The sequence below is a fragment of the Bradyrhizobium sp. WBAH42 genome, assembly GCF_024585265.1.
In the GTDB taxonomy this organism is placed as follows: Bacteria; Pseudomonadota; Alphaproteobacteria; order Rhizobiales; family Xanthobacteraceae; genus Bradyrhizobium.
The window spans coordinates 6,286,201-6,302,709 of record NZ_CP036533.1 but is presented as its reverse complement, the minus strand read 5'-3'; the positions used below and the strand labels follow the sequence as shown (position 1 = coordinate 6,302,709).

Sequence of the window (16,509 nt, the reverse complement as noted above, 5' to 3'; positions counted from 1 at the left end):
GAGCAGCGCTCGCATAATCGGCGGATGGACACACGCGCGTTCCGGCGGTTGCGGCCGGCCAATCCCGTCGGTGATCTCCTGCGCGGCTGGCGCACCCGTCGCGTCTTGAGCCAGGCGGAGCTTGCGTTCGAGGCCGGCATCTCGATCAAGCATCTGAGCTATGTCGAGACCGGGAAAGCGGCAGCAAGCCGGGACATCCTGCTGCAGCTCGCGTCCGCGCTCGATCTGTCGTTGCGCGACCGCAATGCGCTGCTCGAGGCCGGCGGCTTCGCGCGGCAATATGGCGAGCGCGATCTATCGGCGCCGGAGCTTGCCGAGGCGCGGCGTGCCATCGATCTTCTGCTCAGCCGTCACGAGCCGTTCCCGGCGATCGTCACCGACCGGCGCTGGAACGTGATGCAGGCCAATCGCGCTGCCTCGCGCCTGATGAGCATGCTGCTTGGCCCCGAGCGCGTGCAGCGGCCACTCAATCACATGCGCATGTTCCTCGCGCCCGACGAGCTCAAGCCGTTCGTCGAGAACTGGCCGATTGTTGCGGCCGCGCTGCTGGCGCGGGCGCGGCATGAGGCAATGGCCGCGCCGCTTGACGACGCCTTGCAATCGACCTGGCGCGAATTGATGCGGCTGCCGCAGCTTCCTGCGCCGACCGAGGACAATTCCGTGCCGGGGCCGCTCTGCGAGGTGCGCCTGCGCAAGGGCGATGTCGGCATTGGGTTGATCGGTGCGGTGCTGACGCTCGGCACCCCGCAGGACGTGACGCTGCAGGAGCTTCGCGTCGAAATGTTCATGCCTGTCGATGCCGCGTCCGAAGCCGCCTTGGTTGCGCTTGCAGCTCAGGACGCCTGAGCCTGCGCCTCGCGCCGTTCGAAGCTCATGGCTTGCATTACTTCCGCAAACGGACCGTTGCGATCACTCAGTGTCGCCGTGGTGAGGCCGGCGCCATTGGCGCCGACGCGCGTGGCGGCACGGATCAGGATCCATTCGCCCTCGGGCGGACGGAAGAAATAGAGGCTGATCTCCGGGTTGATGAAGGTCCATTGGCGCATGTCGACGATCTGGGCGACGCCGCTGGAGAAGTCCGCGGCCTGCACCGCCTGGAGCAGCGGCGTGTTCGCCTCACCCTCGACCAGCGGCGCATCGAGCCGCATCCAGGCCGCGGCCGGGCCCGGCTTCTCCAGGGCACCCTCGATCAGGCGCACCGACACGTTCTGGAAATAGCGACTCCATTTCTGCGCGAAGGCGGGCGGCAGGGTGCCGGCCTCGGGCCCCTTGTCGACGGCCACTGGCCTCGCGAAGGGGTCGATGGGCGACTCGCCGCTCGGCGCCGTCAGCAGCGCCGTGCAGCGGCCGATCTCGGTCTCGCCGTCCATCAGCCGCACCTGCAGGGTCTTGGCCTTGCGACCGTCGCGCAGCAGCTCGCTGACCGTCCTGAACAGGCGCAGGCCCGCCGGCCGCCACAGATCGAAGGTCAGGCGCCGCACCGCAAAGCCGGATTTGGCGGCGAGGCGCTCGACCTCGCGGGTCATCAGCGCGGTGGTGGCGCTTCCCTGCAGCATGTCCGGCGACCACGGGCCGCCGGCATGCTCGGTGGGCCGGAACAAATCGCCTTCCGGCTTGAAAATGGCGGTCATCGCGGTCTCCCCTTGGGCTTGATCGTGGCCGCAACTATCGGGGCGGGGGCAACGTGCCACAATAACCGCAGAGGTGAAGTCGTGAGCCATGCAGGACGGGTGCCTTGCACCGCCCCCGGTTCGGCCTATGTTCGGGCGGACCCTCGAAGTGCCCGAAGGAGGCGCCTGACATGAGCACGCTGAAACCGCTCCAGATCGACGTCGTCTCCGACGTGGTCTGCCCCTGGTGCTATATCGGCAAGCACCGCATCGAGAGCGCGCTGGCGCTCGTGCCCGACGTTCCGGTCAAGCTGAATTTCCGCCCCTTCTTCCTCAATCCCTGGGTGCCGCGCGAGGGCATCAGCCGCGAGGCCTATCTCACCCAGAAGTTCGGCTCGGTCGAAGCCTATAAGGGCATTGCGGGACGCGTCGTCGCGGCCGCGAGCGAGGAGGGGCTCGTCTACAAGCCGGAGCTGGTGGCGCGCCAGCCCAACACGACCGACTGCCACCGCCTGATCCTCTGGGCGGACGCGATCGGCAAGGCGCCCGAGATGAAGCAGCGCCTGATGGAGCTGTACTTCCGCGACGGCGGCGATCTCACCGATGTGAACGTGCTGGTGCAGGCGGCTGCCGATATCGGCCTCGATGCCGACGACGTTCGCAAGCGCCTCGCCACCGACGAGGATGTCGCGCGCGTCTCGGCAGATGCTCAGGAAGCCGCCGACAAGGGCATCTCCGGCGTGCCGACCTATGTCTTTGCACAGAAGTACGCCGTCTCCGGCGCGCAGGATCCGAACCTGCTCGCCCGCGCCATTCGCCAGGTCTCGGCGGAGATCAACGCGCAGGCGGCGGAGTAGGCTGAGAAAGTTGAATCTGTCGTCAGCTTGGGCAATTGTTCGGGGCGCGAGGACAATATGAAGATTAAGATTGTCATACACGAGGCGGAAGAGGGGGGCTTCTGGGCCGAAGTCCCGGCCATCCCTGGTTGTGCCGCGGAAGGCGATACCATGGATGAGCTCATGGCAAATCTTCGCGACGCGATTGAAGGATGTCTGTCGGTCGAAGTAGCGCCGCCGGAGCCGGGTGGCATCGAACGGATTTTGGAACTGACGACGTGAAATCCGTCTCTGGTCGGGAGTTCGCGCGTATCGTCGAACGACACGGCTGGAGTTTACTTCGCGTCAGCGGCAGTCATCACATCTACGGCAAGCCGGGCAGCATCGTCCGGCTCTCCGTTCCGATCCATGGCAATAAGCCCCTAAAGACGGGGCTCCTGCGTCATCTCGTCAAGATGGCTGAGCTATCGGACGACGATCTATAGCCTCACTTCCTGATCAAATGAGCCGCGTATCGGGCCGCCGCGTAGGCGATCTTGTGCGTCGCGAGCGCTCCATGAACCAGCGTCACGACCGGGTCGTGCCGCCGCAGCGGGATCAGCACGTCCCCAATTGCAAGGCGTCCGCGCCAGATCGGGTTGATCATGGGATGATCGGCATTTGCCGTCGAATCCGCGCTGGCGATGGCGGGATCGGCGCAGAGATGGCGGGTGAGGTCCAGCGTCAGCTGCACGCCCGGCGAATATCTTGCAAAGCGCTCGTCGATGCCGAGCTTGAAGAAGAAGGCGCGATCCTGGTGGCGCAGCACGATGCCGGCGGCAATCGGGGTCGCGCCGGCGCGAAGCGTGACGATCTCGCACTGTGCAGCCTCTGCCAGCGCCGGCACGGCGCGGCCGATGAAGGTTGCGTCGCCCGCGTGCTGAACCAGCGCGGTGCCGCGCTTGCCCTTCCAGCCGCTCGCTTCGAGCTGCAGGAAGCTTTCGAGCGCAGGTCCGATCTCGTCGGAGCTGCGCGCAATCTCGAACACGACAGGGCCGTGCTCCTCGAGACGGTGGCGCTGTCGCCGCAGCTCCTTGAGCTTCTTGGCGCCGAGCGCGTCGCGCAACAGCATGTCCCCATCCTGCGTCGCATCGAGGCTGGCGCGGATGTAGGAGCTGAGGATACGCGGCTTCAGACCGTCGCGGTTCAGCACCTGCTTGAGCGATGCCATGGCTCCGCCGTCGAGCGCGACGTCGGTCAGCACGAGCGCGTGCGCGCCGGCCTCGCGTGCCTGCTGCAGCAGACGCGCGGCGGCCTCGAGCGGAGCGTCGCGGTCGAGCAGCGGGCTGCACAGCGTGCCATAGGGATGCGCGCTCACCAGGGCGGGCAGGGGAATCTTCCAGGCGCGCCAGAGCGAGATCACCGGCATCAGGCCGATCAGCCGCGCCGAAGAGTCGTGTGCGGCCAGAGCCGAGGCATCCGTGCGACCGCGCGCCGTTGCACTGACGGCCAGCTCCCAGGCGGGCAGATAATATCCGTTCGGCTCGATCGCCCGCTGCGCCAGCGCGCGCCATTGGCCGGTGTCGACGGCGGCAATCGGGACAGGCGCGCGCGAAATCGCGACATCCCTTGCCGATGCCGGATTGATCGCCGCCTGATGCGCGATGTCGACCACGTCCCGTCGTCCCCGTTCGCGCGAGCTGAGCCCGTGCTACCGGGCATTGCTTAGCGCAAAGATTGGAAAATACCGTTGGGACGCCGCTGCAATTCGAGCGGTAGTGTTAACATTCCATTCAGCATCCGGCCGGGGGTGATCCCGAAGTTTCAGGGCGGTCGCATGTGACTTGCCCTGAGGAATCGTGGCCAGTCTCCCGGCACGCCCGCCGTCTTACGAAGGCGAGAGTCCGACTTGCCGGCGCAGAAGAGGCGGTACAGAATCTCCAGCACTGCGCGGACTTCCGGTCTCGCGCTTGCCTGCGAAACTACCTCGTTCGGGAGAGGCTCATGGTCTCGACATCATTTACGCCGATCGCGTCCCTTGTTGGCGGTGCGATGATTGGCCTCGCGGCCGTTCTGCTGATGTGGGCAACGGGCCGGATCGCCGGCGTCAGCGGCATCGCGGCGCGGCTGTTTCCGCCCTATGAGGACCGCGAATTCGCCGGGCGCCTCGCCTTCGTGGCCGGTCTCGCCGCCGCGCCCGTGCTGGTGCGGCTCGTCACGGGAGGTCTGCCGGAGCAGACGATCGCGGCGGGACCGGCTCTCCTGATCGTCGGCGGATTGCTCACGGGGTTCGGTTCGGTGTGGGGCAGTGGCTGCACCTCAGGCCACGGCGTTTGTGGCCTGTCGCGGCTGTCGGTGCGCTCGCTGGTCGCCACAATGACCTTCATGGCCGCCGGAATGGCCACCGTCTTCGTGATGCGGCACTGGAGCTGATCGCCATGGCAATCCTCGTTCAATTCGCGATCGGGTTGATCTTCGGCATCGGCCTCATCGTCTCCGGGATGTCGAACCCCGCAAAGGTGCTGAACTTCCTGGACATCGGCGGCATTCCGGCAGGGACATGGGATGCGAGCCTCGCATTCGTCATGGCGGGCGCGGTGGCGGTGACCTTCGTCGGATTCAACCGCGTCCTGAAGCTCGCGCGTCCGCTCTTCGCCGACCGATTCTATCTGCCGACGCGGCTCGACATCGATCCCAGGATCGTTGCAGGTCCTGCGATCTTCGGTGTCGGCTGGGGGCTGGTGGGCTTCTGTCCGGGGCCGGCGCTGACCGCGCTCGGATTTGGCTCGCTCTCTGCCGTCATCTTCGTCGTGGCGATGTGCGCCGGCATGGTGCTCGCCCGCTTCATCGCTCATCTGCCGTCGTTGACGCGCCTCGTCACACCGGCCGATCCGCTCGAAACCTGAAGTCACGCCAGAGAGCAGTCATGGACCCCAGAGGCACTCATCAAGCTCGGCGGTTCCAGCAGCCCGACATCGGCGGTTGGTTCGGTCGCACGAACGGGACCGGGCGAATAGTCTCGTCCGGTCCCAACCATCAAGCCTTCATCGATCACCAGCGGTCGTCGACACCGACGCCGACGCTGACGCCGGGCGCGCGAATGCCGACGCCGGCGCGCGGGCCGTCATCCCAATCGCGATGATAGGTCCGGCGCTCGTAGTAGCGCTCGCGCGGCATGTAGTTGTAGGAATCGCGCACGATCACGCGCGAACCGCCGCGTGTGCGATAGCAGCGGCCATCCTCGTCGCAGACAAGTCGCACCTGCTGCACGAGATCCGGATTGGTGTACTCGCTGCTCGTATAGATATCGGAAGCCTTCGCCCCCGAGGCGGCGGCCAAAGCACCCACGCCAGCCAACAGCGCAATAGTCAACGTCCTCATCATGTCCTCCTCGAAACTGCCCTCGGCGGTAACAAGAAGGGGAGGCGGTGATCGTTCCCGGTCGCGGTACTGGTTTTTCCCGGAACCTTGTCGTCAAGGCGGGTTCCTAGATCGGCTCGTAAGTCTCCGTCCCGCAGATGTCGTCGGCGTCCGCGCGCCGGCGGTCCACGACCTTGCCGCCGTTGATCGTCACGATGTAGGTCTGGGCGCCGAGCGACGTGCCGGTCGCCGAGGTGAGCTGCGCGCGGACGCACGCGGTCCAGCCCGGTCCTCGCACCTCACGATGGGGCGGGGCGACGTGCACCTCGCGCGGATAGGATGTTGCGAGAAAGACGACGTCGATCTGCTCGCGCACCACGCGCTTGACGTCGGGGGGCGCTTCCGGCGGCGGCTGCTCGGCCTCCTTCATGCGCATGAACTCCGGCACCGGAGCGCGGCTGTCGGCAAAGCCGCAGGCACCGAGCGCCAGCGCGCCGATGAGCAGCGCCGCATGAGCAATGATCCGCAGCATCCGTGGAGGTCCCCTGCGGGCCAACAGATAGGCACGAACGCGATCCGACGAAGTCCCGGTCGATCAAGTTTTGCTGAAGTCTTGGAACCCGCAACATTGCTATTCCGCGATTGCGGGCTAGTTTGTACCCCACGCGAGGGGGATTGCTGCAATGAGGATTTTGGTCATCGCGGCCGCCGTGCTGGCACTGACGGTCGCATCAGTGCAGGCGCAGGGCCGGCGCCAGCCCAATGACGGCGCCAAGCCGATCGACAACAGTCCCAAGGTCGACGAGAAGGCCTACAAGGCCGCGCTCGAGCGCATTCCCGAACCCAAGGACAAGTACGACCCCTGGGGCGGCGCCCGTCCGGGTGAACCTGCCAAGAAGCCGAAATGACGTGAGGTGGATGGCGCGGACCTGTATTTCGGTTTCGGAGAAGCGCCGTCGCTCCTGTCGCGCACCAACGATCGTCCCGGTGGACGATTTGTTGCGGGGTCATCATCGATCGCGCTCGCGGTCGTCACGCGCGTGATTGCGAACCGCGTTGGTGCCGCCGTCGTATCGAAGCAATCATGATCGTGTTGTGCATGTGATGCGAACGTTCGTTCACATCGCGCCTGCTATTGCACGAAAGCGAGGCCGACGCGCTTGTCGCTGCGCCAAACTGTGCGACAATGCTTTACGAAATGGTCGCACGCGATCGAGAGCGTGACCGATTGCGGCAACATGACGGGAGTGTCGAGGTCGATCGCCGCGCCGCCCGCCGACATGTTTCGCACCGTGCAAGCAATGCCGCTGTTTTCAAAGGTGATCTTTCCGCCCTTGAAAACACGATGACGTTGCGATGTACGCTTCTCAATCATCCGCGCGTCAGTCCTGCCGATGATTATGAAGTAGTGCATAGAAATTACGTTGAACTAAACTCAATACTGGCGCTACTTGCGCGGCGTTTCAGACTTTGTTTACGACGTTGGAGCGGCGAGCCGCTCCAACGAACCTGCCCAAAGAGCCTACCCAAGAGCCTTCCCTTTATGGCGTGACGCGCCGATGGAGATATTGATGAAGACTTCGCTTTCGCTTCTTTTCGCCGCAGCGCTCTCGCTGGCCTCGATGCCCGCTCACGCCGCCAAGTGGGACCTCTCGACCATGTCCTGCAAGCAGTTCCTGGAGAGCGGCGAGGACAACATCGCGGTCGTGCTGACCTGGATGGACGGCTGGTACAAGGGCGACGAAGACAACGCGATCATCGACACCGACGTCTTCATCGCGAACGCCAAGAAGTTCGGCGCCTATTGTGGAAAGAATCCGACCGTCAGCGTCGTCACCGCCGCCGACGAGATACTCGGCAAATGACGTCGCGGGCGCAATGACGCGAAGCGCGATCGCGCTTCCTGTCCCGACACGATTGCATCGAGAGCCGCGTCGAGCTTTGCGCTCCGCGCGGCTCTCTTGTTTCAGGGTGCGTTCACCCCGGCAGCATCGCGAACGCGCTTGAGACCATCGCGGCGGGCTTGCCGTCGGCGGCCGAGAGCAGCGTGACGCGGCCAAAGCTCATGGTGCGCCCGAGCCGCACCACGCGCGCGTCCGCCAGCACGTCGGACGCGGAGATCGCGCGCATGAAATGCGTGGTCTGGTCGACCGTGGTCATGGGACGGTAGCCGCGATTGGCCGCGAGGATCGCGATCACCATCGCGGTATCGGCGAGCGCCATCAGAGCCTGGCCGCAGACCACGCCGCCGTTCCGGCACAGCCGCTCCGAAAACGGCATGCGCAGCAGCGCGCCGGGCTGCCAGTCCGCAACGTCCGCCGGCGGCGCATGCTCGAGGCGCTCGACCGCGAGGTTGAGATCCTGGACCCAGGGCGCAAAGACCTCGCCGAGGATGCGCCTGGCGTCGTCGAGGCCGAACTCCGCTTCTGGCTGCGTTTGCATTGCTGTCGCGCGCTCCTGTGTTGCCGGATGTTTCGTCGCATTGTGCGCGCATCGGCGAGGCAAAGTCACTCGGTCTCGCGCCGGCCGCCTCGGCTTGAAAATGCCTGACTTGGCCCGATATGATGCCTCGCTTGGGTAGGGTTGGATGATGTTGCGTCGCTGTGTCCTCGTCTTTTGCATGGCCGTGCTCGGTCTTGGGCTGGGCGGGTGCACCAAATGCGGTCCGATCTGGGACGACTGGCTGCATGCGCCGAAATCATGCAGATCGGATCGGCTCTAGCGGCCCTCCGGGTCGTGACCGGGCTGACAAGGATGACACGGCGCGGGCGATCCGCGCCTCATGGAAGATCTAAGGAGTGAATGATGAAGCTTTTCCGTTTGGCCGCGGTACTGGCCGTGCTGGCGGGACCTGCCTACGCGCAAATGCCCAATGTCAATTTGATGCAGGATCTCCCCAGCAAGTCCCCGGAGGAGAAGGCCGCCGAGGCCGAGCGTGACAAGGCCTACAAGGAAACGCTGAAGAAGATTCCTGATTCCAAGGCGTCCAGCGATCCCTGGGGCGGCATGCGCGCCGATCCGCCGAAGCAGCCGGCGGCCCCGAAGGCGTCAGCCGCAACCAGTGCGCCGAAGAAGTCCAAGAGCGGTACGGCCGCCAACTGACCCCGTTCCGGTAGGCACGAAGTCTTTCCGACGGGACTCCTCTTGATCCGGCCCGCGCCCTACATTGTCCGTAGCGTAGTGCGTTGAGGAAGGCAGGACATGGCCGATCGTCCGCGGGATCTCGCCGAGCGGATGGCGCGCCGGCGCAAGGCGGCCGGCAAGCCGGGGCCGACCGCGCGCGGCGATGGCTATCTGCGCGAGACTTTTACGCTGCCGCGCGCGGCGGCGCGGGAGAGGGCGCAGGCCTTCTTCGCCCGCTATCCCAAGGCCGGCTATATGAGCGAGGTCGAGACTTGGCGCGAATTGCCGGGCGGCGAGATCGAGTTCACGATGCGGCGGCTGCCCAGCGCGGACTGATGCGCTCTATGGCACATGAGGGCGAACGGTTCAGGCCGTCTTTCGCCCGATCGCCTTCAGCTCCCGGTCGATGCGCAGCTGCACGCGCCGGATCGCCAGCAGGTCGATCCTGGTCTCGGTCTTGCCGGTCTTGATCTGGTCGCCGATGCGGAACTGCCATTGCCAGATTCCGGGAATCGCCGTCTTAGCGATGGTGAACTCGACGCCCCTGTGATTCATGGTCACCTCCCACGATTCACCTTCATGCCTGCAAACATGTTGGTCGTCGCAATATTCCGCAGGCAAGGAAAATCTGTCGCCGGCCGCACGCGAACGGCGCTCGATCTCCGTGGTTCTCCGACCATGAACAAAGTTCCTGGGCTCGGGGGGCCCACAGCGTGGTTCCGACCCGGGCGCCGGATCTGCTTCAGCTTGACGGCATGTGCCTTGCTTGCCTGATCGCGGGCAAGCAACCATGGGCCCCTCATGCTCGGCATTCCCCGCCGCTACTCTCACTTCGTCTTCGGCATCATCCAGTCCGGGCTGACCTCGCTGATCGCGGCGGGAATCGCGAGCTTTCCGGCAGGCAGCCCGGTGCTCTTCGTTCGGCACTGGATGGTGTCCTGGCTGATCGCATGGGCCGCGATGCTGCCGGTCGTGCTATTGGCGGCGCCCGCGATCCGCGCCTTCGCGCTGCGCCTGACCCGGGAGGAGCGGGAACCCAGCGCCGGCCGGCAGGCATGAAAAGGCCCCGCCTGGGGAGAGCCAAGCGGGGCTGAGAGTTGTTGGAGGCTGGGTGCTGGGCTGCAACACCATAGCCGAATGACCCTAGCCGGCTGAGCTTACGGCAGCCTGACAGGCGAACGACCGGGAGGAGCGTGATCGAAAGGCCGCAGACTGGCCCCGTACCGGTCCCAATTTCGACATCCGTCCGCACCACTGCGGACACACCCGTCGGCAAGATTTTCATCCGGTCGGCGCAGCCATGGGGGAAACGTGGCGCGCCGACAACGGGGTGGCATCATGGATAACGTAGAGCGGTCATTTGCCGCCGCGACGGCGGCTGGCTTCGTGGTGCTGGTGATAGGCCTGATTCTTCTGGCGCTGCTGTAGACGGGATCGGCGTGCCGGGCGCTCGCATCGATGGGCGCCGGCGCTGCCGCCTTTCAAAAGCGGGAAAACAACCCCATGCACAGTAGGGTGCCGGGCAATTTCCTCGCTTGGCCAATGGGTTACGAGTAGTATTTAGATACCTTGGAGGCCCGCGGTTGCGGCAGCCGACTGGCGCTGCCGGGGTCGGGGATCCCGCCCTAAACCGCGGCTGGCGCCCCGTCGCGGGGCGGACCTCTACCCGCTCCGGAAGCCGGTCCTGGCGGTGCCTAGTGGACCTTGATCTCGTTCAGCGGCAGATGGAGCTCGGCGGCGCGCTCTTCGCGGTCCTTCTTGCGGAACTCGTTTTCCTTGCGCTCGAACTTCACCATCTCCTCGTGCGCCGCCTCCAGCAGCGGCTTTCGCCTGATCGTGTCGTGGTGCGTGTCGTTGTCCGTCATGAGCTGAGGTCCCCAAAAGTTGCGGTCCCATCCCCACAGAAAACCGGAGACCGCGAAAAGGTTCGGTGCCGCAGGATTACGGAAACATGACGGCGCGCCGGCCGCGCGTCGTTGATGCCGATCATATTCGCTTTGCGGAACCCGGCGGAGGCCCGGCTATTTCGGCGGCTGAAGCCCCGGCGATTTGACCCAATCGCTCAGATGATTGGCAACGTCGGCTTGGCGAGCCTTCTTGAGCAGCGCGTCCCGCTCCGGCCCGGGAGGAAGCTTGGACGCTTGCTCGCGGATCTGCTTCACCCATGCGGACAGCCGGTCCTGAAGGGTCAGCTGCTGCTTGAAACGTCGTCGCTTGAACATGGCGCGCTCTTTCCGTGCGAGGAGGCGGGAGCGCGAGGTGAGCGTTCTCATCACCGATAGTGGCCAAGATCCGCGCGGTGATGATGCATTAGGATCCGGAAATGGATCCGCGTCTGTTCAGTTGTGCACTCAGTGCAAAGCGGGGAGGGTGACGATCCAGCATGGCTGATTTGTTGGGCCGCAGAGGTCGGCTCCATCAACCAATGGGGCCGGCTCGCGAGGCGGCCCCAGGTCATCCCAGGAGCTTGTCAAAAGCCACCAAGGCACCGAATGCGGTTGCGGTGACGGCGAGGAAGGCCACGAAATACCATAGGCGATGCATGAGCGGATAATCCGGACGCTCCGCGATGGTTCATGCCGGCTCGACCAGCTCCCATCATTTGGTCAGCGCTTGCTGCACGTCGGCTGATTTTTGCGGCACCAAGGTTCGGGATTCTTGCAATCACCCGGATCGAATGCGGACGGCGCCCGGGCCGCCAACTGAGGCGGCCTTACTGCCGTTGAATGATGCTGGGAGGGAGATTCCCGTCGGCCTTGGGCAGCCCTTCGTCGTCTATCCGCTCCTTGAGATCGGCGGCCCTCTCGATGAAGCCAGCCGCCACTGCTGGGTCGGAACTCGTCTTGGCCAGCTTAAGTAGCGTCGCTGCTACTTCTCGGGTGTTCTTCGTAACCACGGCATTCCCTACATGGATCAAGTGCAGGGAAGATTCTGGAACAGCCAACTCCGTTCCGATGCTCGGTACAAAAATGCACGCAAGCGATAGGAGGCCTCAGCTCCGGGGCTGGCACCGAGCTGAGGCCTTCGTGTCACCGTCACGTTGTCGAGGCGTGAGGCTGCTATCAAGTCACCTGCCAGAGCCCTAGTTCCGGGAAATCAGGGCACTCGGTATTTCTACCCAGGACACCGGGGGGGGGGGGGCACATACGGACAGCAGCAAAATCCACAAAGAACATATTGCGAACTGAGAACAAATGGGGTACATTGGTTTTATCGCCGAGCTGCCTCGCAACCGTTTGTCCCTCACGCGAATCCTCGCCATAAGGAGCACGACCCAATGTCCGCAACTGCCCTGCGTATCGTCGAAGGATCTTCCATGGACAAGAGTAAAGCTCTGGCCGCCGCGCTCTCCCAGATCGAGCGGCAGTTCGGCAAGGGCTCGGTGATGAAGCTCGGCAAGAACGACCGCTCCATGGACATCGAGGCGGTGTCCTCCGGCTCGCTCGGGCTCGATATCGCGCTGGGCATCGGCGGCCTGCCCAAGGGACGCATCGTCGAGATCTACGGGCCGGAATCTTCGGGCAAGACCACGCTCGCGCTGCATACGGTGGCGGAAGCGCAGAAGAAGGGTGGCATCTGCGCCTTCATCGACGCCGAGCACGCGCTCGATCCGGTCTATGCCCGCAAGCTCGGCGTCAACATCGACGAGCTCCTGATCTCGCAGCCCGACACCGGCGAGCAGGCGCTGGAGATCTGCGACACCCTGGTGCGCTCGGGCGCCGTCGATGTTCTGGTGGTCGATTCGGTGGCGGCGCTGGTGCCGAAGGCCGAGCTCGAAGGCGAGATGGGTGACGCGCTGCCTGGCCTGCAGGCCCGCCTGATGAGCCAGGCGCTGCGCAAGCTGACGGCATCCATCAACAAGTCCAACACCATGGTGATCTTCATCAACCAGATCCGCATGAAGATCGGCGTGATGTACGGCTCGCCGGAAACCACCACCGGCGGCAATGCGCTGAAATTCTACGCCTCCGTCCGCCTCGACATCCGCCGCATCGGTGCGATCAAGGAGCGCGACGAGGTGGTCGGCAACACCACGCGCGTCAAGGTGGTCAAGAACAAGCTGGCCCCGCCCTTCAAGCAGGTCGAGTTCGACATCATGTACGGCGAGGGCGTCTCCAAGATGGGCGAGATCCTCGATCTCGGCGTCAAGGCCGGCATCGTCGAGAAGTCCGGCGCCTGGTTCTCCTATGACAGCCAGCGCCTCGGCCAGGGCCGCGAGAACGCCAAGGCGTTCCTGAAGGGCAACCCCGACATCACCGCCAAGATCGAGACCGCGATCCGCCAAAACTCCGGTCTGATTGCCGAGCAGATTTTGGCCGGCACGCCCGAGCGCGACGCCGACGGCGAGGAGCCGGCGGACGAGTAAGCCTCGACCAGCGGAAAGTTTTTCGCGAGGAGCGGGCACTGAGGACGTTGAGTTGCCGACGTCTTCGGTGCCCGTTTCGTTTTGCGTTGCGTTGATCAGGTGGTGCGATGAAGCGTCTGATCTTGACTGGCTGGGGCGGCGGGAGGGAGCTTGCTCAATCGGGGTTGGCCGAGATCGTCATCCCGTTCCATTTTCAATTTGAGTGGGGGCCGCTCCCGCGCGAGGAAAAGCTGTCGGCTTATTTGGCTGCCTACACCGCAGAGCTTGGTCATGCCGAACATTGGTCGGATTGGGTCCGCTGGCCCCGCGGCGCCAAGGGCCGCAAATTGTCGCTGGCTGAATTTTGCGAGCCGTACGACGAGATCGAACTCTGGTTCGGAGCGACTGCCCGCGACCAATTGCAACTGGTCTGGTTGCTCGATCACCTCGGCAACCATCCTGCATTGGCGCAGAAGGTCGGGCTGCGATTGCTGGACTCCGACCTGTTTTTCGGCCCCGAATATGATTTCGCCGAGGGCGAACGCTATATTACCGTCGGGGATATCGGTGCGGAGGAGTTCGAGATTGCCAAATTGGCCTGGTCGGCCTACCGCGCGCCCACTCCTGAGGCTTGCATCGATCTGCTCCACCGCGATCTGAGCGCCTTGATGATGCTGCGGCCAGCCTTGCTTCAGCTTCTGGCAGAGCTTCCGTCTCCTTTGACAGGCCTAGGCGCAACCGAGATTCGATTTCTGGAGATGCTCGACTGGTTTGCAAACACGAATCCGTTGTTCCATCTACGCTCGCTACGGGGCACTTACGTGTGGGGTGAGGTCGAACTGGGATATTTGCTCGAAGGCCTTGCCCTCGGCCCCAAGCCAGCCGTGGCCGGGCTGGGCGACGAATTACGCACCATCGATCTTGGCAATCTCAGAGCCCGGCACGAAGTTTACCTTCGCAGCCGCTTGTCGCTGACCGAATTCGGTAAGGCTGTCGTTGCCCATCAGGAGGATTTCAGCCGTTACAATCCGATTGATCGCTGGTGGGGCGGCACGCATCTGACCAACGACAGGCTGTGGCGCTACGGCGCTGTCCTGACGAAGCCCTGAGGGCGACGGCGTGACGCGGCTCATTGTGACGACAGATTCGTCCGCCGCCGGCGCCTTACAAGGGGCGGGCTTAGCCGACCTCGTCATTGCGATCGAGCGTCGCTTGGTCTGGGGACCGCCGCCCTCCGAAACGGAATGCGAGGCATTTTTCTCCCCGCGCATGACTCAGCCAAACGGCCTGCACTGGCTCGACGATACGCCGGTTTGGCGCCAGGAAAGGTCTGGCATCAAGGGGCGCGGACTGATCGAGCTGTTTTCAGAGTATGACTCGGCCGAACTAGGGATGGGGCCAGAGCCGAACGCACAATTACTTCTGCTCTGGCTACTCGACCATTGCGGCATCGAGGACGCGGCACTTTCCAAGCTCGCGATACGTCACCTGGACCTTGCCGTGGGCGATGTCGCGCCGGAGCAATTGGCCAAGATGAATCCGCCCATCGTCGAGATCACGCAAGATCACGTCGAACTGGCCGGTCGCGCGTGGCAGGCCTATCGCGCGCCGACGCCGCAGGCCTGGTTCGATCTCCGCGAAGCGGACTTGCGCCTGCTTCCGCGGCTCGGGCGTTGCGTCGTCGCCCTGCTCGAAGAGCTTCCAAACGTGACCAGCGGCCTTGGGGCCACGGAGACGCGGATACTGGAATTGATCGCGCCGGGTGAGGTACCGCCCTTTGACGTCTTCCCGGGATATCAGAAGCCCAACGAGCGTCGCGTCTTCGATTACTGGGAGGTGGGCGCGCTGCTTGATGGTCTCGCGCGATGCGAGAGGCCAGCGGTCGCTGGACTGGACGAAGGCCCATTTTCCCTGGAGATGCACGACGATTCACGCCGCCTCCAGCGCTACAAGCAATCCCGTTTGTCGCTCACCGAGTTCGGCCAAGCGGTGCTTGGCGGCGATGAAAACTTTTGCCGCCACAACCGAACCGATCGCTGGTGCGGCGGCACCCACCTGACCAACGACCGGCTGTGGCAGTGGGACCCCGAGGCCCTCTCACTCATCGCACCTGATTAGTACGTACCTGTTCGCTCAGAGTGTTCTTATTGCGTATTATTTCGAGAGGCAATCGTGTCACATTTGATCCTGGCAACGAACGATCGTGCGGAGGATACACTTCGCCGGTCCGGCGTTGCGAACGTCGCGCTCGGGTTCTATCCGCGTTTTGTCTGGAGGAAACTGCCTTCCGACGAGCGGCTTTTGAGGGGGCTGGAGCGCCGATCGGAGAAGCACTGCAATCCCGGCGATCATTGGCTCGATGACGTTTGTAGCGGCGCGCTCGACGGCTTCGGCACGCGCGATATCGGTTTGTTCGAGCTGTGTGCGAAGTTCGACTCGATTGAAATATGGGTTGATCCTCGGCCGAATGATCAGCTTGTGCTCGTCTGGCTGCTGGACCTGCTCCGTCCCTACAAGGAGATCACCACGAAGCTGAGCCTTGTGCATGCGGACGACACTGTTGCCAACTATGCCCCGGAGTCTGTCGCAAAATGGAAACTTCCGGCCTTCAAGGTGACCGAGAATCATTTGGTGACGGCAAGCCGCGCCTGGCGGGCCTATCGGGCTGACACGCCACAACCCTGTTTCGATCTGTTGATGACGGATCTGATGATCTTGCCGAGACTTCGATCGGCGCTGATTGCGGTGCTTGAAGAGCTTCCGGACAGCGTGACGGGACTCGGTGCAACTGAAATGGATCTGCTGGATTTTGTGAACGACGGGCAAACCGACCCGAGGCTCGTCGAAGATGCGAGATGGCTTCGCGATGTATTCGACGAAAACGACGCGCGTGACGCTTTGCTCGAACTGGGGGCGTATTCGGCGCCGCCGCTCTTGTTGGGCGATCCGGCGTTCGACAATGAGGACCGCTACTTCGGCAGGAGTGAGTGGAGGCTCACGCTGACCGAGCTCGGAGGTTCACTTCTCGCCCGTGAAGACGACATGTGGCGTCACAACCCGATCAAACGATGGTGGGGCGGGACCGAGTTGACCAACGAGCAGCTCTGGCGGTGGGATCGCGAATGCCGGTTGCTGGTGGCGCCCTAGGGCAGGTTCGTGGGGTGGACTAGTCTTGCTGAGTCATTCGGCCGCGCCGCAAGAAGTGTTATCGGTCAGGCAGCGCGGATGAGGCCACTGCATGATTATTGTACCGGCC

At 63.9% G+C, this 16,509-nt stretch carries 24 protein-coding genes; 15 read left to right on the top strand and 9 right to left on the bottom strand.

Annotated features, from left to right (window positions below; genetic code table 11):
• The first annotated feature begins 24 nt into the window (after positions 1-24).
• Positions 25-846 carry a helix-turn-helix domain-containing protein gene (locus DCG74_RS29810; RefSeq protein WP_172782911.1) on the top strand — a complete coding sequence of 274 codons (822 nt, stop codon included), beginning with the start codon at positions 25-27 and terminating at the stop codon, positions 844-846.
• Here DCG74_RS29810 and DCG74_RS29805 read toward each other — a convergent pair.
• Complete coding sequence (locus DCG74_RS29805; protein ID WP_172782912.1) at positions 834-1,631, bottom strand: thioesterase family protein; 798 nt, start codon at positions 1,629-1,631, stop codon at positions 834-836. The two genes, DCG74_RS29810 and DCG74_RS29805, sit on opposite strands and share 13 nt — an antisense overlap.
• Positions 1,632-1,801: 170 nt before the next feature.
• On the opposite strand from DCG74_RS29805, the gene DCG74_RS29800 reads away from it, so the two are divergent.
• Genes DCG74_RS29800 through DCG74_RS29790 form a run of 3 tightly spaced genes read left to right on the top strand, consistent with a single transcriptional unit; the run spans position 1,802 to position 2,931 of the window.
• On the top strand, positions 1,802-2,467 hold the full coding sequence (locus DCG74_RS29800; protein ID WP_025037346.1) for a DsbA family oxidoreductase: 666 nt from the start codon (positions 1,802-1,804) through the stop codon (positions 2,465-2,467).
• Between the two features lie 57 nt (positions 2,468-2,524).
• Entirely contained in the window at positions 2,525-2,728 is a 204-nt protein-coding gene (locus tag DCG74_RS29795; RefSeq protein ID WP_172782913.1) for a type II toxin-antitoxin system HicB family antitoxin, read from the top strand.
• Positions 2,725-2,931, top strand: coding sequence for a type II toxin-antitoxin system HicA family toxin (locus DCG74_RS29790; protein ID WP_172782914.1), 207 nt, complete (start codon positions 2,725-2,727; stop codon positions 2,929-2,931). Before DCG74_RS29795 ends, DCG74_RS29790 begins: the two co-directional genes overlap by 4 nt.
• A 2-nt stretch (positions 2,932-2,933) precedes the next feature.
• On the opposite strand, the gene DCG74_RS29785 is transcribed toward DCG74_RS29790, so the two are convergent.
• On the bottom strand, positions 2,934-4,100 hold the full coding sequence (locus DCG74_RS29785; protein WP_172782915.1) for a GNAT family N-acetyltransferase: 1,167 nt from the start codon (positions 4,098-4,100) through the stop codon (positions 2,934-2,936).
• A 329-nt stretch (positions 4,101-4,429) separates the two neighbouring features.
• On the opposite strand from DCG74_RS29785, the gene DCG74_RS29780 reads away from it, so the two are divergent.
• Both DCG74_RS29780 and DCG74_RS29775 read left to right on the top strand, forming a co-directional pair.
• Positions 4,430-4,858: a YeeE/YedE family protein gene (locus DCG74_RS29780; protein ID WP_172782916.1), complete on the top strand. Its 429-nt coding sequence runs from the start codon at positions 4,430-4,432 to the stop codon at positions 4,856-4,858.
• Positions 4,859-4,863: 5 nt separating this feature from the next.
• A complete protein-coding gene (locus tag DCG74_RS29775) occupies positions 4,864-5,331 on the top strand; it encodes a DUF6691 family protein (protein ID WP_172782917.1) in 468 nt (155 codons plus the stop codon).
• Between the two features lie 145 nt (positions 5,332-5,476).
• Here DCG74_RS29775 and DCG74_RS29770 read toward each other — a convergent pair whose 3' ends face one another.
• The gene (locus DCG74_RS29770) at positions 5,477-5,809 is read right to left on the bottom strand and encodes a hypothetical protein (RefSeq protein WP_172782918.1); all 333 of its coding nucleotides are present in this window, start codon (positions 5,807-5,809) and stop codon (positions 5,477-5,479) included.
• A 103-nt stretch (positions 5,810-5,912) separates the two neighbouring features.
• Positions 5,913-6,317, bottom strand: coding sequence for a hypothetical protein (locus DCG74_RS29765; RefSeq protein WP_172782919.1), 405 nt, complete (start codon positions 6,315-6,317; stop codon positions 5,913-5,915).
• 151 nt (positions 6,318-6,468) lie between these two features.
• Here DCG74_RS29765 and DCG74_RS29760 point away from each other — a divergent pair, with 151 nt between their 5' ends.
• Positions 6,469-6,693, top strand: a complete 225-nt coding sequence (locus tag DCG74_RS29760) for a hypothetical protein (protein WP_172782920.1) — start codon at positions 6,469-6,471, stop codon at positions 6,691-6,693.
• Positions 6,694-6,917: 224 nt separating this feature from the next.
• On the opposite strand, the gene DCG74_RS29755 is transcribed toward DCG74_RS29760, so the two are convergent.
• On the bottom strand, positions 6,918-7,160 hold the full coding sequence (locus DCG74_RS29755) for a PilZ domain-containing protein (protein ID WP_172782921.1): 243 nt from the start codon (positions 7,158-7,160) through the stop codon (positions 6,918-6,920).
• Positions 7,161-7,356: 196 nt separating this feature from the next.
• Between DCG74_RS29755 and DCG74_RS29750 the strand changes: the two genes are divergently transcribed.
• Positions 7,357-7,650: an HdeA/HdeB family chaperone gene (locus tag DCG74_RS29750; protein WP_172782922.1), complete on the top strand. Its 294-nt coding sequence runs from the start codon at positions 7,357-7,359 to the stop codon at positions 7,648-7,650.
• Between the two features lie 112 nt (positions 7,651-7,762).
• Here DCG74_RS29750 and DCG74_RS29745 read toward each other — a convergent pair whose 3' ends face one another.
• Positions 7,763-8,227, bottom strand: coding sequence for a PaaI family thioesterase (locus tag DCG74_RS29745; RefSeq protein ID WP_172782923.1), 465 nt, complete (start codon positions 8,225-8,227; stop codon positions 7,763-7,765).
• 363 nt (positions 8,228-8,590) lie between these two features.
• Here DCG74_RS29745 and DCG74_RS29740 point away from each other — a divergent pair, with 363 nt between their 5' ends.
• Both DCG74_RS29740 and DCG74_RS29735 read left to right on the top strand, forming a co-directional pair.
• Positions 8,591-8,887 (top strand): hypothetical protein, encoded by a 297-nt coding sequence (locus tag DCG74_RS29740; protein WP_172782924.1) that lies wholly within the window; start codon positions 8,591-8,593, stop codon positions 8,885-8,887.
• 99 nt (positions 8,888-8,986) lie between these two features.
• Entirely contained in the window at positions 8,987-9,244 is a 258-nt protein-coding gene (locus DCG74_RS29735) for a hypothetical protein (protein ID WP_172782925.1), read from the top strand.
• 30 nt (positions 9,245-9,274) lie between these two features.
• Here DCG74_RS29735 and DCG74_RS29730 read toward each other — a convergent pair whose 3' ends face one another.
• Positions 9,275-9,463 (bottom strand): hypothetical protein, encoded by a 189-nt coding sequence (locus tag DCG74_RS29730; protein ID WP_172782926.1) that lies wholly within the window; start codon positions 9,461-9,463, stop codon positions 9,275-9,277.
• Positions 9,464-9,709: 246 nt separating this feature from the next.
• On the opposite strand from DCG74_RS29730, the gene DCG74_RS29725 reads away from it, so the two are divergent.
• The gene (locus DCG74_RS29725; RefSeq protein ID WP_172782927.1) at positions 9,710-9,967 is read left to right on the top strand and encodes a DUF2798 domain-containing protein; all 258 of its coding nucleotides are present in this window, start codon (positions 9,710-9,712) and stop codon (positions 9,965-9,967) included.
• A gap of 635 nt (positions 9,968-10,602) precedes the next feature.
• Here the strand turns inward: DCG74_RS29725 and DCG74_RS29720 are convergent.
• Both DCG74_RS29720 and DCG74_RS29715 read right to left on the bottom strand, forming a co-directional pair.
• A complete protein-coding gene (locus tag DCG74_RS29720) occupies positions 10,603-10,773 on the bottom strand; it encodes a hypothetical protein (protein WP_172782928.1) in 171 nt (56 codons plus the stop codon).
• Between the two features lie 156 nt (positions 10,774-10,929).
• Entirely contained in the window at positions 10,930-11,130 is a 201-nt protein-coding gene (locus DCG74_RS29715; RefSeq protein WP_172782929.1) for a hypothetical protein, read from the bottom strand.
• A 1,055-nt stretch (positions 11,131-12,185) separates the two neighbouring features.
• Here DCG74_RS29715 and recA point away from each other — a divergent pair.
• The 4 genes from recA to DCG74_RS29695 all read left to right on the top strand — a co-directional run bounded on the left by recA (position 12,186) and on the right by DCG74_RS29695 (position 16,400).
• Complete coding sequence (recA, locus tag DCG74_RS29710; protein WP_027577058.1) at positions 12,186-13,274, top strand: recombinase RecA; 1,089 nt, start codon at positions 12,186-12,188, stop codon at positions 13,272-13,274.
• A 107-nt stretch (positions 13,275-13,381) separates the two neighbouring features.
• A complete protein-coding gene (locus DCG74_RS29705) occupies positions 13,382-14,362 on the top strand; it encodes a DUF1835 domain-containing protein (RefSeq protein WP_172782930.1) in 981 nt (326 codons plus the stop codon).
• Between the two features lie 10 nt (positions 14,363-14,372).
• A complete protein-coding gene (locus DCG74_RS29700) occupies positions 14,373-15,371 on the top strand; it encodes a hypothetical protein (protein ID WP_172782931.1) in 999 nt (332 codons plus the stop codon).
• A 54-nt stretch (positions 15,372-15,425) separates the two neighbouring features.
• The gene (locus tag DCG74_RS29695; RefSeq protein ID WP_257187445.1) at positions 15,426-16,400 is read left to right on the top strand and encodes a hypothetical protein; all 975 of its coding nucleotides are present in this window, start codon (positions 15,426-15,428) and stop codon (positions 16,398-16,400) included.
• Positions 16,401-16,509: the final 109 nt, after the last annotated feature.

What these genes read in the sequence shown, in the direction of transcription:
- DCG74_RS29810 (WP_172782911.1), top strand. Translation starts at nt 25, where the DNA reads ATGGACACACGCGCGTTCCGGCGGTTGCGGCCGGCCAATCCCGTCGGT.
- DCG74_RS29805 (WP_172782912.1), bottom strand. Translation starts at nt 1,631, where the DNA reads ATGACCGCCATTTTCAAGCCGGAAGGCGATTTGTTCCGGCCCACCGAG.
- DCG74_RS29800 (WP_025037346.1), top strand. Translation starts at nt 1,802, where the DNA reads ATGAGCACGCTGAAACCGCTCCAGATCGACGTCGTCTCCGACGTGGTC.
- DCG74_RS29795 (WP_172782913.1), top strand. Translation starts at nt 2,525, where the DNA reads ATGAAGATTAAGATTGTCATACACGAGGCGGAAGAGGGGGGCTTCTGG.
- DCG74_RS29780 (WP_172782916.1), top strand. Translation starts at nt 4,430, where the DNA reads ATGGTCTCGACATCATTTACGCCGATCGCGTCCCTTGTTGGCGGTGCG.
- DCG74_RS29775 (WP_172782917.1), top strand. Translation starts at nt 4,864, where the DNA reads ATGGCAATCCTCGTTCAATTCGCGATCGGGTTGATCTTCGGCATCGGC.
- DCG74_RS29770 (WP_172782918.1), bottom strand. Translation starts at nt 5,809, where the DNA reads ATGATGAGGACGTTGACTATTGCGCTGTTGGCTGGCGTGGGTGCTTTG.
- DCG74_RS29765 (WP_172782919.1), bottom strand. Translation starts at nt 6,317, where the DNA reads ATGCTGCGGATCATTGCTCATGCGGCGCTGCTCATCGGCGCGCTGGCG.
- DCG74_RS29760 (WP_172782920.1), top strand. Translation starts at nt 6,469, where the DNA reads ATGAGGATTTTGGTCATCGCGGCCGCCGTGCTGGCACTGACGGTCGCA.
- DCG74_RS29755 (WP_172782921.1), bottom strand. Translation starts at nt 7,160, where the DNA reads ATGATTGAGAAGCGTACATCGCAACGTCATCGTGTTTTCAAGGGCGGA.
- DCG74_RS29750 (WP_172782922.1), top strand. Translation starts at nt 7,357, where the DNA reads ATGAAGACTTCGCTTTCGCTTCTTTTCGCCGCAGCGCTCTCGCTGGCC.
- DCG74_RS29745 (WP_172782923.1), bottom strand. Translation starts at nt 8,227, where the DNA reads ATGCAAACGCAGCCAGAAGCGGAGTTCGGCCTCGACGACGCCAGGCGC.
- DCG74_RS29740 (WP_172782924.1), top strand. Translation starts at nt 8,591, where the DNA reads ATGAAGCTTTTCCGTTTGGCCGCGGTACTGGCCGTGCTGGCGGGACCT.
- DCG74_RS29735 (WP_172782925.1), top strand. Translation starts at nt 8,987, where the DNA reads ATGGCCGATCGTCCGCGGGATCTCGCCGAGCGGATGGCGCGCCGGCGC.
- DCG74_RS29730 (WP_172782926.1), bottom strand. Translation starts at nt 9,463, where the DNA reads ATGAATCACAGGGGCGTCGAGTTCACCATCGCTAAGACGGCGATTCCC.
- DCG74_RS29725 (WP_172782927.1), top strand. Translation starts at nt 9,710, where the DNA reads ATGCTCGGCATTCCCCGCCGCTACTCTCACTTCGTCTTCGGCATCATC.
- DCG74_RS29720 (WP_172782928.1), bottom strand. Translation starts at nt 10,773, where the DNA reads ATGACGGACAACGACACGCACCACGACACGATCAGGCGAAAGCCGCTG.
- DCG74_RS29715 (WP_172782929.1), bottom strand. Translation starts at nt 11,130, where the DNA reads ATGTTCAAGCGACGACGTTTCAAGCAGCAGCTGACCCTTCAGGACCGG.
- recA (WP_027577058.1), top strand. Translation starts at nt 12,186, where the DNA reads ATGTCCGCAACTGCCCTGCGTATCGTCGAAGGATCTTCCATGGACAAG.
- DCG74_RS29705 (WP_172782930.1), top strand. Translation starts at nt 13,382, where the DNA reads ATGAAGCGTCTGATCTTGACTGGCTGGGGCGGCGGGAGGGAGCTTGCT.